Source organism: Xenorhabdus sp. SGI240, assembly GCF_040081915.1.
In the GTDB taxonomy this organism is placed as follows: domain Bacteria; phylum Pseudomonadota; class Gammaproteobacteria; order Enterobacterales; family Enterobacteriaceae; genus Xenorhabdus; species Xenorhabdus bakwenae.
Window position 1 is genome coordinate 1 of record NZ_JBEBMB010000071.1, and the last position, 14,625, is coordinate 14,625.

Here is a 14,625-nt window from a genome sequence, read left to right on the forward strand (position 1 = left end):
CCTAGTCAAACAATGCGATTGAGGGGCACTGAGTCAAAGGAACAAGCTTAAAAAAGCGAGTTGGTGTGATGATTATCGGGCAAGAGTTTTCTTTGGTTGAATATTCATCAAAAAAGCATGCTCGCGCCCTGGCGTATTCAACCCGTTGAACTGCCTTAATGTAGTATTCTCTTTCGATAAAAGTACTGATAACTTTGTCATGTATCCGTCATTCTGCACCTAATTCAGGAATAAACCGCTTTATATTGTGAGCCTAATAAACTCAACAGCTCATGGTGGTAAGATTGCATTCCTGTTACCATTTTATTTTCTTGAAATTCAACGGTACTGATCCCTTCAAAGGACAGAAACTGTTGTGATACAAGAATCTCGGACACCTCACAAGCCTGTCTACATTATAAACAGAGAAAAATACTATTGTTCCATCATGAAAATAACGATATTTTCCTCCACAATTCATCATCAAACAAAAATTTGACCTCGCTCAACCCAATCGATAAAGTATTTCTGTTACTAATGATCCATTGCCTGTAAGGATCAGCGTTGAGCGGCGAATCAAAACTTCCGTAGCCTGAAAGGGAGTGCATGCAATGCGGTACATCTGCGCACTTTTGGAAGCAGATATCATCAGATCAATAACCCACTGATCTGACGATGAAAGTTTCCCGGTGTTACTCATCACCGTCTACCTACATAACCGAGCAGAATATTTTCTGCCTCACGTTAATCGATACCGTTTTAATCGGTACAGCATTCACCTACGTTTTGCATTTATCACGATAAACGTCCCGAAAACGGCGCGGCGTCACTTGTGTTAAAGAGAAGCGATTACCAAGTGACGCTGCCAAGCGTCAACGTCCAGAGCATGTCCGGTCTGGCTTTACGACTGATTTGAACCCCATTTTACTCAGTGTCACGACCTTTCATTGGCATTTTTCTGCCTTAATTCACTTATTTCGTTTATTTTTCACTCACTGCCTTGTAATAGGCTGATGCAGTAAAGGAAGGAGATATCACACGTCACGAATAATGAGGCGTTCATCCTGATCTAATCAGGCGCTGAACGGGGAGTAAACCATCGCCGTGCCTGGCATGCACGTAGCGAACTCCTGCAAAAACTCAACTCAATGCTGTCTCTGCTACACATTATCTGACGCACCACGGAATGGTGAACCTAACCGACACGCAGGGAAAATGTTTCGAAATAAGTAAAATGAGTCTGAAAAACAAAGGGAAAATACGGATAGCGAAGCGATCACGAACGAGAACAGACAACAAAGATTGATTAGCCGTCCGTATTATCCCCTGAGTTTATGCGCTCTGAGAGGAGGTATAACCGTTAAACTTAGTTGTTCAGTTATTGTGTTAGGTAAAACAATTAGTTAAAGTATTCCCGCCATTAGCCAAATCTAATGGTCAAGGTTTAGCAGCCTTGTGTACCCAAACACTGGTAGGATATTTCTACCAGTGCGCTTGCTATCACCCTTTCAATGGTGATTCAGGTGGGGGAGGCTTCGGCCTCGCCGGTGGGTACTCCGGTCTGCTAACCCTGTCTGAATCGCCACCATCAATTTAATGAATGGAAAGGGGGAGCAGGAATGAATAACAACAATGTTCAAAATGACTGGCATCAGGCCGATATCATCGCTGCACTGCGTAAACGCGGAACAACCTTAGCAGCCCTCTCCCGTGAAGCGGGACTCAGTTCATCTACACTCGCAAATGCACTCAGCAGGCAGTGGCCTAAAGGTGAATGGATTATTGCGAACTATCTTGGCATCCATCCCTCTGAAATCTGGCCCAGCCGCTATTTTGATAAACAGGGTCAACTGATTGAGCGTAAAGTTCGCAGTAAATCACAGGAATAACCCGCTTCAATTTGTGATCGATGTCGTAAAAATGAATATTTTTTATCTTAAGCCCTGAGCGTAAAATGGCAGCCAAATTTAACCATTTTTAACCCTCACGGCTTTTTTGCTTTAAGATGATGAAAAATCGCGCAATAAGAAATATAACTAAGTAAAATCAGTTAGATAATAAAGAAAAAGCAAGCAAAAAAATCCGGGGGCATTAAAAGGGGCATAAAAGAAAGGTAAGGTTATAAATTTTATATTTTCAACAAGTTATAACGATTTTTGATTCCGCCTCCGGCACCAAAATTTTAAGGCTCATTTGTTTTAGTTATCATAGACTTAACAAGTAAGTTAAAATTTATGGCCGTTAAGAAAATGTTAAACAATGGGTATTCCGATTTGCCTACTCAGTGTTTAAAAAGCCGTAAATAAAGAACACAGAGCGCCTGCACTTGCAAGCGTTCTTTTTCGTGCAAGGTAATGATTTCAGTAATTGATTCTGATGTCAAGTGAGGTGTAAACTTTGCGGGATGCCGGTCCGGTATCAATAATCTTTTCATACCATCTATTGTTGATGCAGGGCAGTTCAGTCAATTCCATCCTCCTAAACTCCGATTGAAACCCGCCCTGTTTTTTTCTGATACTCTCTTTTTCTTTACACCGACAGATCCAGATATATCGCTAACTCGCTCTCCAGTGTTTTACCCGCGATTTCCATATCAATATCAATGTATTCCATCGTGGTCGCCAGACTGCGGTGCCCCAGCAGGCTTCTGACCAGTTGCAGATTACGGTCGGGCGCTTTCATCAACTCCGTGGCCAGGGTATGACGAAAACGGTGAGGAGAGACGGCAAAACCACACGCTTTCGACAAGCGATTAAAGAAAGAACGGATATGCTGCCTTTCTTTATCGGGGTTATACTGATAACTGGTCATCCGCCCGTGATAACGAAAACCCAGACGGGTTAAATCAAACAGCGGGTCATCGTCTTTCGCCCCACAGGCTTTCACGCGTTCAAGGAGTTGCGCCAGACGGATCTTGAGGGCCGGGATCATCGGTACCCGCCACTCACTGTGGTTTTTACTGCCTTCGGTCCGCAATTCAATATAGTTGCCTTCCAGATTGATATCCCGCAGCCGCAGGTGCAGCAACTGGTTCTGGCGCATGCCGGTTAACCGGAACGTATCCAGCACAGTCAACCAGTACCCGGTGGGATATAACGCACAGCGCCCTCCCCGGGGTTTCACGCCGGCTTTTTCTTCCTGTTCATACTGCTGCATCACCAGGTAAATTCGGGTCAGCTGGGATTTACTCAGAATTTTCTTCTTTTTCTTCCCTTTTTTGACTGCCGCATCCAGAAACGGATTTTTTGTCTGAGGTAATAATTTTTGCGCTATCCCAAAGTTAAAAATCGCCCGGAGATGGGTCACCTTATTATTCCAGGTATGGCAGGATTGCTTTTTTTCATTCAGTAAATAGCGCCGCCACCGGAGTACATCCCGCCCGGTGACACTTTCCGGTCGTCCTTCTTCGCCCAAAAATTGAGAAAATCCCCGGGCCACTTTTTTATAACTCCATTCTGATGCCGGGCGTAACATATGCGAGAAAAAGTATTCCTCCAGTAATTCATCCCAGCCCCATTTTTCTTCTGTTCCGTACATAATCTCTTTCCTGTTATCAACAACATGACAATACTGCTTACGGGTGGTCTATTAAGCAGCCAATAACTCCCTGGAAAACCCGTCACCCATCGAAATTATTTCACTGTTAATATCATGACGACGGACTCCCGGTGGGAGCAACACTTTCTGGCTTCCTTCATGGGTGTTTGTGTCATTTCAAATCGTTATCGTTCTCATTTGCATCAATTGACAATAAAACTTCATCATTTGATTGAAATAATGACAATAATGCCTGTGTGTCATCACATGCCGGTTGACCGACGGATGATAAAGTCGCTGATACAGGAAGCGACGAAACCCCATCATAACCTGTTGGTGTCAAGGCTGTTGACGGCGGTTCAGAAGATGCAGCCAATTTCAGCAACGGGGACTGCACTTGTGTGGCGGCCTCCTGGAGCAGTGAATCCACTAACGGCACGGCGGAGGGGTGCCCGCCCAGCTGTAAAACCAGGCAGTGCCAGGCTTCCGGCACCAGAAATAACCAGCTCACCGCCTCTTCCGGCAGCAAGCGTGCAGCCATCATGGCTTCCAGTGGCACAGGCAGCACAGGCTGGGGCGATATGAACCGGAAACGAAAACGACGTGCAGGCATCCACAGACCCGGCTGCCAGTGATGGCCATCTTCCAGCTCCCCGTCCAGTTGCCGCAACAACGGCAGGTGGTAAAACAACGCCGCCCAGAACACGACGGTCTGCCATAACAGACTCTGGGCCGCCTGGGTTTCCGGGGCGGCTCCCGGGGGGAACAGATGCCCCTTCGCCAGCCGCACGGCACAGGTGGTAAATTGCAGTGTCAGGTCAGCAAATCCTCCACTCCCTGACCAGTCGCCTTCCGGTGTGGCGGGCACCTGCTGCACACTGCCCAGTAATTGCTTCACCGGTGCGAGATAAAAACGCTGATACAGCCCTTCCGGCAACGCACTGTTTTGCCATAATTGCTGAAGACACTGACGGCGCAGCGGTGTGGCCAGTAACTTATCCGCCGATTGCGGCCGGAAATAGCCCCGGCTGTCACGAATGGCTTCCGGTTGTTGTTCGGATGATTTTTGTGGTGTGGCAGATTGGCGGGCAAAATGCGATTTAAAACGCTGAAACATGTTTTTTCTCCTTCGGTTCAAATTGGGCCCAGTGTCGGTGAATCCCAATCTGAAACAAGGGAAAACTCTTTTTACGGAAATGAAAATTAAACTGACTCGATTCATCCATGGATTCACTTACCGAATCACCTTAATTTTCATCATAAATTCAATAAATTAATGTGATTTGAAAATAGAAAAAGCGCCCCGAAAGGCGCCAAAGTGAAAAGAAATTTATGCTGCCTGGGGCTGTTGATAGGTCTGCAAACGGCTCGCCCAGTTACCCAGATAATGGGCCGGCGTGTAACGTGTCCGTTTACTGCCGCCGTCATGCAGGGCATCCCCGATGGTCACGGCGGCCGGAATACCGGTCAGGGCAAGCTGGACGTAAGCCATCACCGCAGCCAGCGGGTCAATATCAATCGCTGACACCCACAGACTGCATAACGGATCATGTCCCTGCTCTCTCAAGACGTCGGCGGCGGCCAAAGTCATGCAGCCCGCCCCACAAGCCGGCTCGTACAGGGTCACAAAGGGTTGCGCCTGCAAGCGTGCGGAAACATCCTGTAACTGCATCTCCGCCATCATTCTGTCCACTTCCCAGGGCGTAAAAAACTGATTGAGGTCTTTATCCCCCAATCCCAGCTGCATAAACACACTGCCCAGAAAATCGCAAGGTTCCTGGGCTAATCCCAGCACCACATGGGAAAACAGCTGCACAATCCGGTCAACATCTTCCCGTTCGTACTTTTTGATAGTTTTCAGGTAATACTGCTCCAGCTCCTCGCAGTAACAGTACTTATTGTGAATGGCAGCCATCCCACAATTACAAAAATCCTGAAAGACCTGGTAACGACGGTGGTAACGCGCCGTCTGGTTAAACAGAGAGATAAATTCTTTCTGGTGATCCGGCTGTGATGACATCACATGTTTTCCTTGCAAAAAATAAAGGAAAAACACGCCCGAAAAGGGAAAATGTTTCCCCTTTCGGTTGAAGTGAAGATAAAACAATAAATTAATGATGAAGTAAGCGAATGGCTATTGCCCAACGGCGATGGCCGACACGGGCAGGTTCATATCCCGCTTTTCATCGTTGACCAGATAAAGCGCAGGCCGATTTTCCCGTCCTGACTGCCCGTTGCCGCTGTCCACATGCTCACCCTGGTCATAGCAATCGTAGCCTTTGAGCTGGCCTGACGATTCGCTGTACCAGTGGCGGATTTCACAGTCAAACACCGATGACAGCTCGCCCATCAGCTCAGCCGACGGCGGTGCCCAGGGGGAGTCAAAACGCACGGTCAAACTGCTGATATTGCGGCGCTCCCAGCGGACATGGTGACCCAACGGCCATTCCATACCGTATTGCCCGTCGTAAAACTGCGCCGCAGTCGCGATGCCTTTCAGCAAGCCACTGTTACCGTTAATCTCAATCGCCAGCCGGGTCGGCATTATCATCAGCATATCGCAGGGCTGCGCCGATGCCGGGTAAGTGTTCAGCTTATCCCAGCATGCCCCGATATCGGGCGTCTCAGACCAGCCCACCATCCCAAACCAGTCGGTATACTGGCGGGTCAGGAGACGGGCGATACTGTCACGCGCCGGCGCCGGTATGTTTTCCCAACGCACCAGGCTAAGACAGGACTGACGGTACAGGTTATCTATCCGTTTAATGTTGTCGCTGTTTAACGGCACATTATCCTGCAACAACGTCAGCCACTGTTCAAAAGCCAGGTTCTGCGGTGTCGGCGTCGCCGTGCCACGAACTAAATCGGGGTAAGGCGCATAAGTTTGCGGTTTGGCCGGTTTCAGTATCCCCGCACAGCCTGCCAGAAATAACCGCAGGCTTTGCAGCACGGCCTGGCGGTAACGGGGAATTTCTTCACCGCAGACCCATTGTTGCATGACGTCAATACACACCGACTTGCCGGTGATGTCCAGTTGATTGGTAACCCATTCTGCCATGGTGACGTTCCTCATTGAATTAATAAGCATAAACCGGAGGAACCGCGCCATCAGGGCACCATTCCCCCGATGGGTGATTAAAAAAAGGGGTTACTCGGACGGTGACTCATTGTCCTGACTGAGCAGCGCCTCGGTAATACCGCAATCGAAAAACATTCTCAGTTCATCATAAACATCCAGATACGGTGTACTGCCCTGCCTGTCCTGCGCATTCAGCCGGGTTAAATCGTATTTATCCACTAACGCGTTGATAGCTTCAAAGGGCTGGACGCCATGGGTCATCAGTTCAGCCACGGTGTCCGCTTCACACAGTGCCGTATCAGCCAGGTTCAGGCCAAAATGCCGCTTCAGCAGCGCACCGGCAATCACCTGCCAGGCGGTTAAACGTAAAGGTGCCATAGTCATACCTCACGGGTTAAACGCTGACTGTCGTGCCGTGCCGGAGAATATCCCGCACTTCACGACACTGTTGATAACCGGGCGAAACCACATGCAGCGACAGTAAGTGCGCCTCATGCCGCAATACACGGGCCGCCTCCGCATTCTGCCAGCCCTGCTCAAGCACGGCTGACTGACACAACTGCTGCTGTTGCCTTTCCAGTGACAGGCGTTCTGATGCCAACGTCACCGGCTGCGCCCAGACAATCTCGTCATAAAACCGGCCACCGAGCACTTTTTCATCCCGGGCGTCATAAATCATGACAGTCAGCGGGAAAAAAATGCACTTTGCCTGATGAGATAACGTTTCCGGCACCGGCCAGTCACCCAGTAAATGGATAACCTTCAGGCGCTGCACCGCTTCTGTGACCGAAGCCGTTTCACACACGGTCAGGGTTTCTTCCCGCAGAGACTGTGGCATTTGCGGGTGTTGCATCAGGCCGGCGACCTGCACGGTAAAAATGTCTTCACGTAATTCCGGGTCGGTATCATCCGGTGCCGGTAAAAAAATCGGGTTCATCGGTATTTCCTTGATTTAAAGTCAAATAAAGAAAACACCCGCCCGATATCAGGAAGGTGTTTTCGGCTCCCTGGTCAGGCGCTTAAGATAAAAAGAAGGGTTAACAGCATCATGGGCTGATAACGTCAGTGAGAATGATTATTTTGATTTTCGATTAATGACGGGCTGATAAAGTCCTCATGGGGTCCCAATGTCATAACTGACCATATCAACGCATTTTCCGGATGCTGATCCACATATTCCCGCAATTCGCGAAACCGACTGGCATCCGCATTCGGCTCATTCAGCGCGGCAATACGGGCAAGCACGATTGACGTCACCGCCAGCCCGAAAGCATCCGCCGAGAGTGTCACCCTTAACTGCGTGTCCGACAGGTAAATCGAATAGGTTTTCTCTGATGTCGGCACCATATAGGCCAGCGACTCAGATACTTGCCGACCTGTCCATTGCTCAGACGGGTCATTCTGGCATAACGTTGAGGCGGTATTGACAATCAGAAACCCCAGAAACAACCGTTCCAGTGGTTTTTTACCGGGAAATGCCGCAGACAGTGCGGGACTGTCCAGCATGATAAGTTCACTTTTTTGCATGATGTTCTCCTTAAATAAAAAAGACGGAGAACACCCTGCCCGACGGGAAGTATGTTCCCCGTCCGGGTGACTGGCATCGTGCCAGGGTGGATTAAATAACCTTCATCATCAACAACGATGATATCTGCTTCCAAAGGTGGGCAGATGTACCACACAGTGTGTACTCCCTTGCAGGCTACGGGAGTGTTGGCGTCGCTGCCCGAAGGCGATCCTCACAAGCGACCGGATCATCAATAAGTCTTACCACGCTAATGAACGGAAATCATAAGGTCAATGCGTAATTCATTTTCCGAGACAGAAAATAATGCCAGAAGCGCGATGGCGTTATTTGAATTGATTAGAATGCAATCTACCCGATCCAATTTTATGGTGTGACCAAATCAGGCAACTTGCTCTAACTCACTTCTGGACAAAAGCGAGTGTTGTACCAACTAAGACTCAATCTGACACTATTGATGATCTGTTCGAAATATAATCAAACAGTCGGCTTTGTGCCAGATATAGTCATTCACACCCTGAGAGTTACACTGTGAGGTAATTCAGGGTATGCGGGGCTGGATAAGTTACTTTCGATACACCGAAGTCAAAGGTGTACTGGGGGAACTGGATATCTGGACCAATCGCAAATTACGTTACCTGTTGTGGAGACAATGGAAACAGCCTTATACGCGAACGAGAAAATTAATGTTGGCGGGATTAAAGAAAGAGCGGGCGTGGAGATCATCGCGAAACCAACGCGGAACCTGGTGGAACGCAGGAGCGAACCACATGAATCAAGCGATAAAGACGTCGTTGTTCAGAACGGTTGAGCTTAATATCACTGTTGGAACAGCAGCGGCAGTTCCAGCGTTAACATGAACAGCCATATACGGAACCGTACGTACAGTGGTGTGAGAGGACGGCGGGAGTAATCCCACCTCCTCGATCTAGTTGATTATGTATTGACCTATTAGGTACTGCACCATTTAGCACACAATTGAACTGAACTTTAAAGCTATTTAAAATTTGATTGCATTATTTTTTTGCCATTGTGGATCTGATAGAGCCAACGATCATGTTTATATATTTAATTTCGGATATATTTAGAACAATACGCTTCATTGATATGTCAATATTATCTAAATGAACATCACCAGATTCATGATCTACACGAGCTAATCTCCGTACCATGACATCACCATCATTTGTCACAACAATGCAGTTTTCACCAAAAACTAAATTCTCATGGAAATTAACTAATAAAATGTCACCATATGTAAATCCAATTAGGTAATTACTTTCACATTTTAGTGCATAAATTTTATTGGGAGTACTATCAAAACTGATGTGTGCGAGTGGGATATAATCTTTATTTCCTTCTATGTATAAAGAATTTGGCCCTGTCTCAGTGCTACCAACTATGGGAATCTGAGGTCGTTCATTTGATTCCGCGCCATCCAACACCCAATAGATGGATTTATCCAGTATTTCAGCCAGTTTCACACCAACATCAAACTTGGGCATGACGTCACCCAGTTCAATGTTTCGAACTCCAGCTATTGATATGCCAACGTACTCACTGACCTCACGATATGTGAGCCCTAGCTCCTTCCGTCGTTGCTTTAATCGTTCGCCTCTTGTTTTCATGCCTATATTATAAATGCTAAAGTTTAATCAAACTATAAAATTTACAGTAAACTGCAATGCAACTCAATCATATGATCCCACAGAGCGGGAACATGCGTGATTACGTTAAAAACAAAGCGATCTTCTGACAAGAATGGTAGTGATAACTTTACTGGTCTAAAGGGGAAAAATCAGAGTGACGGAATTTTCTGGGATTTCAGCTTACAACCCCAAGTTTTTTTTGAGAAAAAAATATAAAATATAAAAAATCACAAAAATAAAAGGAATGAAGTAAATGGCATATCGATACGATGAAGATCTAGAATTTTTAAAGAAAATTCCAAGTAAAAATCTTAATGATCTAGTCTAACTTTTAACTCATGACAAGGACGGCGAAGTCCGATTTACAGAAGAGCTAACAATAAATTCGACATATAAACAACATTATCCTGACCACAATAAGTACTGGGAAGAGATAGCTGCAGAGATACAATGTTTCGGAGCAAATACATTCGCAACAATATTCAGGGGAGGAAAGGGAGTACTCTATAAAGAGGTTCTAGTTGACGTTTGCGGTAAACTTAAAGTTAATTTCAATAAAAACTCAGATGTGAAAAACATTGAAAACTGTTTATTAATGAAGATATTATCTGACGCTTTGGAATCCATGTCTCCCGAAGAAATTAAAGCATTAGGCGGTGAACTTGGAATAAAAAATACTTCAGGGCTAACATCACAGACATTAAGCGCAGCCTTTCAAACCATATTTAGAGCTGGCGGATTTAAATCTTATCAGTTAACGTTAATTATAGTTAATCAGGTAATGAAGGCTCTTATAGGTAGAGGGTTAAGCTTAGCTGCGAACGCCTCATTAATGAGGGTTATGTCGGTCTTAACTGGTCCCATTGGATGGGCAATAACAGGAATATGGACAGCTGTAGATATCGGTAGCGCTGCATATAGAGTAACTATACCAGCAGTAATACAAGTGGCATTTTTAAGAACTCAATTATCCGCAGTTTTAGCAGATGAAATTAGTTTTGAATAAGATATAAATTACTACCTATAATCCCTTTATGTTAAGCGGGCAAAAATGCCCGTTTATCCCCACCAGAACTCCTGCATCCTATTCGATAAGTACAAAAAGAATATTTTTTGCACTTATGATTTTAATGAAAAATATTTCAATAAATGGCTCTCTTTCAGTGCAAAAACCTTTGTACTAATCATAGTGAATTTATTATGTAACTTGGATTCTCACCATGAATAGATAACTCGTCATTTTCGGGGATTTTCCCACAAGACCCCGATAAGAAGATCAGTCTGCTTGTCGCGCATAGCTGCCTGTCAGGTAGGGTAGCGATTAATCTAGATAATTATCTTTTATCAGGGAAAATAGTGTTATTCCACCTCACCTTTCTGGTAATACACCTGCCGGATATAGCGCCCACGTCCATCACCGTGCCCCAAATCCATTGATGCCAATGCCAGCGCTTCCCGCTCACTGAACCCCTGCGCTGTGTAATATTCACCGGATTGCTGGGCAAAATGGTAGCGCATACTGTGCGGGGCATTCTTACCCACCAATCCTGAGCTTCTGACAATATATCGGTAACGGTCTATGGCCTGCGTGATCGTCGGTTTATCAATCAGTTTTCCACCCCGCTCTGCCTGCTCTCGCTCGGCATAAGCAATGGCATGTTGCAGCGCTGCCCGATCCAATATGGTCGTCTGCCTCGGCCGTCCGCCTTTGGTGCCAAATATCACCCGCACAGAGGTCTGCCCACTTTCCAGTGCTTTTTTCCAGGTGGTTAACGACTTATAGGCTTCCACCGCTTCTTTGGTGCGCAACCCCAGAACATACGCCAGTTGCATCACTGCCGCCACGCGCCGATCTTTTTGCTCGACCTGCTGAAATATTTCACGGAACGCCGCCGGTGCCAACGCTGTTTTAGTTCCTTTTCGGTTTATTGCAACAATACCGAGTGCCCGGTTGCTCAAACGGGCATTATCGGGATCAGCCAGCTTATGCTTTCCGGCCTGCGCTAAAACGCTTCTCAGCACGGACATTTCATTTTGCAGCGTTCGGTGACTGATATAGTTGACCTTTCTCTCCGCAATATAGCACTCAATATATTTGGCTTTGAGGCTGTCCATCTGCCGGAGCTTAATGCCTTTATCCTTTAGAAAGTTAAGAAACTGCCGGGCAATCCGTTCACGATCGGCAACCGTGGCAAAGCTCCCATCCGCTTGTCGGGCATGGGTAATAAATGCTTTCCTGAACAACTCAATTTTTGAACGTGCCGATTTCTGCGCCATTCACGCCTCTCCTGTCACCTTTTCTCTGTTTTTATTCATTTTTTAAACAAGTCTCTGCGTGTCGGTTCAGGTTCACCGTTCCGTGATGCGTCAGATAATGTGTAGCAGAGTGAGGTTGTGTTGAGTTATTGCAGGAGCTCGCGACGTGCTGAGCACAGCGATGGAAGGCTCCCCGTTCATTGCCTGATCAGCTCAGGATGAACGCCTCATTATCTTGACGTATGTCATATCTCCTTTTTTACTGCATCAGCCTGTTTTAAGGCGGTAGATTGAAAACCAGATCTGGAATTCGTTCGTAAATCAAACAAAATGTCTGTTAATAGTCTGTTTTGAATGGTTTCACTGAGTAATTCAGGGTTCAAATCGGTTGTAAAGGCAGACCGAATACGCTCTGGACGCTGACGACGTCACTTGGTCATCGCTGCGCTTAAACACAAGTGACGCCGCGCCATTTTCGTGACGTTTATCGTGATGAATTGAAAATGTGAATGAATGTTGTACCGATGAAAACGGTATCGTTTAACGTAAGGCAGGGTCTGTTTTGCCCTGTTGTATGAGTAGCCGGTGATGTGTAACACCGGGAAACTTTCATCATCAGACGGAGGGTTAGGTGTCCAATGATATCTGCTTCCAAAAGTGCGCAGATGTACCGCATGACATGCACTCCCTTTCAGGCTACGGGAGTTTTGACTTCGCCGCTTAGCGCTGATCCTTACAGGCAATGGATCATTGGTAACAGTTAAATACTTTATCGATTAGATTTAGTGGGGTCAAATTTTTGTTGATGATGGAGTGTGGGGGAAAATATCATTATTTTCTTGATAAAAAATGGTATTTCCCTCTGTTTATCACGCAGATAGGCTTGTGAGATGCCCGTAAATTAATATAGCTTATGCGCTGGTGTGCTATGCTATCTGAATGATGGGCGGGTTCCAATAGACAACAAGCAGACGGAAAATGCGATCCGAGGTGTGTACGTGGAGCGAAAAAACGGGCTGTTTGCGGGTTCATTAACCGCAGGACAGCGGGTCACCATGATGATGAATTTGCTGGAAACGGCCGACACGAATGGTCATGACCCCTGGGTCTGGTTGCGTGATGTCCTCCGTCTGTTGCCCACCTGACCGCACAACCGGTTGAATGAACTCCTGCCTTAGCCTGAAAACCCGTTTAGCTAAATCCCACGTTGTACTTATCTGGCAAAGCAAGGTGAGATCATCGGAGCCTTACCATTAAAATTACTCTCGACGCACAACCGAGTAGGGAACTGCTGGTAAGACAGCAGGTTTCTTCGCACTGATTATTATTTATTGGCGGAAATAATCACAGGAACAGCCTCGTGTCGCACCACAAACTTATGAACAAGATCGGATGCATTGAAATTCCGGATCTTTATCATTAATACAGCTTGTCGTCATAGGGACTTCTGGAAAGCGTTTCATCAATCTCATTTTGTGCTCTTAATTTCCATTCTGGATTGAGCGCCCCCATAAGATCTACTATCATCGGAAAAGCGATACGTCTCCCATCTCTATTTTCAATGCGATGTTTCAGTTCATATTGAAATGCTACTCCATGAACAAAATCAGACATAATCCAATAAAGCAATTCATCCAGTGATGAAGTTACTTTTCTGGAAAATTCGAATCCCCTTTCAGCATAAACATAATTATATTGGTTATCGTCGAAAGTAATATGAGGTCTACCATCCCCCGGAGATCCTGCAAAAATGTGTAGATCTCTATAGTGGATATTGATTTTTGCGCCTAATTCATTAACTTTTTTTTGTATTTCATCAAACGAAAGCATCATTTTAGTTAACCTCATTAATATATTTATTCTTCAAAGGCCATTTGACATCAACTCGCCACCATCATAGCCAATCATATATATCAAGGAATTTCGGACACTTTTGTAGCCTTTTCTACTGTTTTTCATATTTATATCGGTAAAATTCTATAGCGGTTAAAAGAATCCCGGTTCACTAGCTGGGATTCAATATTTATTTATTTATTGATTACCACCTCCTGCCCTGCTCTAGCCTGGGAACCCGTTTAGTTAGTGTCTAACTTTTGGGGTGCAGTTCACATGACAGGGATTCTTTTTAAGGTTGATAATCCTCATATTCCCAGGCAAAGACACGGGAAAGCTTTTGGGCTATTTCCATCCAGTCATCACCTTCACACTGATCAATATAGTCTGTGATGGTTTTTTGGATTTCATCCAGATCATATTTACGTACCAGAAGTGTGTGCCGCATCAGTTCTGGTACCCATTGGTGTTTGCAAAACCATTCAGGAGTACAAACATTTACCTGAAAATAATTTATACCATCTTCTTGTTCTGGACCTATAGATAGAGTTAGCAATAAATTAAAACTATCAACTTCTTCAGGTAACGCGATGCTCGACTTTCGTGGTGAGTTGAAATGACATAGCCGCTCCTTTATAACTTTAAGTCGCCAAACTGAGAGAAATAAAGGAACAAAGGCTATGTCACAGCAAGATTTTATCATTTGGGTGTTTTGTTGTGTAGATGACAATTTAACGCATTTACAACAAGGTATGCGATTCAGAAGT

15 protein-coding genes and 1 pseudogene are annotated in these 14,625 nt (G+C 45.7%); 5 read left to right on the top strand and 11 right to left on the bottom strand.

The window, feature by feature from the left end; genetic code table 11:
• Positions 1-1,598 precede the first annotated feature (1,598 nt).
• On the top strand, positions 1,599-1,868 hold the full coding sequence (locus tag ABLA76_RS14420; protein ID WP_348988448.1) for a helix-turn-helix transcriptional regulator: 270 nt from the start codon (positions 1,599-1,601) through the stop codon (positions 1,866-1,868).
• Positions 1,869-2,508: 640 nt separating this feature from the next.
• Here ABLA76_RS14420 and ABLA76_RS14425 read toward each other — a convergent pair.
• The 7 genes from ABLA76_RS14425 to ABLA76_RS14455 all read right to left on the bottom strand — a co-directional run bounded on the left by ABLA76_RS14425 (position 2,509) and on the right by ABLA76_RS14455 (position 8,122).
• Positions 2,509-3,516: a site-specific integrase gene (locus tag ABLA76_RS14425; RefSeq protein WP_348988449.1), complete on the bottom strand. Its 1,008-nt coding sequence runs from the start codon at positions 3,514-3,516 to the stop codon at positions 2,509-2,511.
• A gap of 172 nt (positions 3,517-3,688) precedes the next feature.
• Positions 3,689-4,633 carry a TraI domain-containing protein gene (locus tag ABLA76_RS14430; protein WP_348988450.1) on the bottom strand — a complete coding sequence of 315 codons (945 nt, stop codon included), beginning with the start codon at positions 4,631-4,633 and terminating at the stop codon, positions 3,689-3,691.
• Positions 4,634-4,846: 213 nt separating this feature from the next.
• Positions 4,847-5,536, bottom strand: a complete 690-nt coding sequence (locus ABLA76_RS14435) for an N-6 DNA methylase (RefSeq protein ID WP_348988460.1) — start codon at positions 5,534-5,536, stop codon at positions 4,847-4,849.
• 114 nt (positions 5,537-5,650) lie between these two features.
• On the bottom strand, positions 5,651-6,574 hold the full coding sequence (locus tag ABLA76_RS14440; protein ID WP_348988451.1) for a DUF1281 domain-containing protein: 924 nt from the start codon (positions 6,572-6,574) through the stop codon (positions 5,651-5,653).
• A gap of 90 nt (positions 6,575-6,664) precedes the next feature.
• Complete coding sequence (locus tag ABLA76_RS14445) at positions 6,665-6,973, bottom strand: TA system toxin CbtA family protein (protein WP_348988452.1); 309 nt, start codon at positions 6,971-6,973, stop codon at positions 6,665-6,667.
• A gap of 16 nt (positions 6,974-6,989) precedes the next feature.
• The gene (locus tag ABLA76_RS14450) at positions 6,990-7,532 is read right to left on the bottom strand and encodes a hypothetical protein (RefSeq protein ID WP_348988453.1); all 543 of its coding nucleotides are present in this window, start codon (positions 7,530-7,532) and stop codon (positions 6,990-6,992) included.
• Positions 7,533-7,657: 125 nt separating this feature from the next.
• The gene (locus tag ABLA76_RS14455) at positions 7,658-8,122 is read right to left on the bottom strand and encodes an antirestriction protein (protein WP_348988454.1); all 465 of its coding nucleotides are present in this window, start codon (positions 8,120-8,122) and stop codon (positions 7,658-7,660) included.
• Between the two features lie 546 nt (positions 8,123-8,668).
• On the opposite strand from ABLA76_RS14455, the gene ABLA76_RS14460 reads away from it, so the two are divergent.
• Complete coding sequence (locus tag ABLA76_RS14460) at positions 8,669-8,980, top strand: group II intron maturase-specific domain-containing protein (RefSeq protein WP_348988455.1); 312 nt, start codon at positions 8,669-8,671, stop codon at positions 8,978-8,980.
• Between the two features lie 156 nt (positions 8,981-9,136).
• Here the strand turns inward: ABLA76_RS14460 and ABLA76_RS14465 are convergent, their stop codons facing one another.
• Complete coding sequence (locus ABLA76_RS14465) at positions 9,137-9,748, bottom strand: helix-turn-helix domain-containing protein (RefSeq protein WP_348988456.1); 612 nt, start codon at positions 9,746-9,748, stop codon at positions 9,137-9,139.
• Positions 9,749-10,022: 274 nt separating this feature from the next.
• On the opposite strand from ABLA76_RS14465, the gene ABLA76_RS14470 reads away from it, so the two are divergent.
• On the top strand, positions 10,023-10,097 hold the full coding sequence (locus ABLA76_RS14470; RefSeq protein ID WP_348988461.1) for a DUF3944 domain-containing protein: 75 nt from the start codon (positions 10,023-10,025) through the stop codon (positions 10,095-10,097).
• A 51-nt stretch (positions 10,098-10,148) separates the two neighbouring features.
• Entirely contained in the window at positions 10,149-10,775 is a 627-nt protein-coding gene (locus ABLA76_RS14475) for a ubiquinol-cytochrome C chaperone family protein (RefSeq protein ID WP_348988462.1), read from the top strand.
• A 353-nt stretch (positions 10,776-11,128) separates the two neighbouring features.
• On the opposite strand, the gene ABLA76_RS14480 is transcribed toward ABLA76_RS14475, so the two are convergent.
• A complete protein-coding gene (locus ABLA76_RS14480) occupies positions 11,129-12,046 on the bottom strand; it encodes an integrase domain-containing protein (RefSeq protein ID WP_348988457.1) in 918 nt (305 codons plus the stop codon).
• Between the two features lie 896 nt (positions 12,047-12,942).
• On the opposite strand from ABLA76_RS14480, the pseudogene ABLA76_RS14485 reads away from it, so the two are divergent.
• Positions 12,943-13,170 (top strand): annotated as a pseudogene (locus tag ABLA76_RS14485) (transposase); the annotation flags it as partial.
• Positions 13,171-13,444: 274 nt separating this feature from the next.
• On the opposite strand, the gene ABLA76_RS14490 reads toward ABLA76_RS14485, so the two are convergent.
• Both ABLA76_RS14490 and ABLA76_RS14495 read right to left on the bottom strand, forming a co-directional pair.
• On the bottom strand, positions 13,445-13,858 hold the full coding sequence (locus ABLA76_RS14490) for an Imm63 family immunity protein (RefSeq protein ID WP_348988458.1): 414 nt from the start codon (positions 13,856-13,858) through the stop codon (positions 13,445-13,447).
• Between the two features lie 292 nt (positions 13,859-14,150).
• Positions 14,151-14,625, bottom strand: a 475-nt coding sequence (locus tag ABLA76_RS14495; protein WP_348988459.1) for an immunity 8 family protein, incomplete at its 5' end; no start/stop codon positions are given.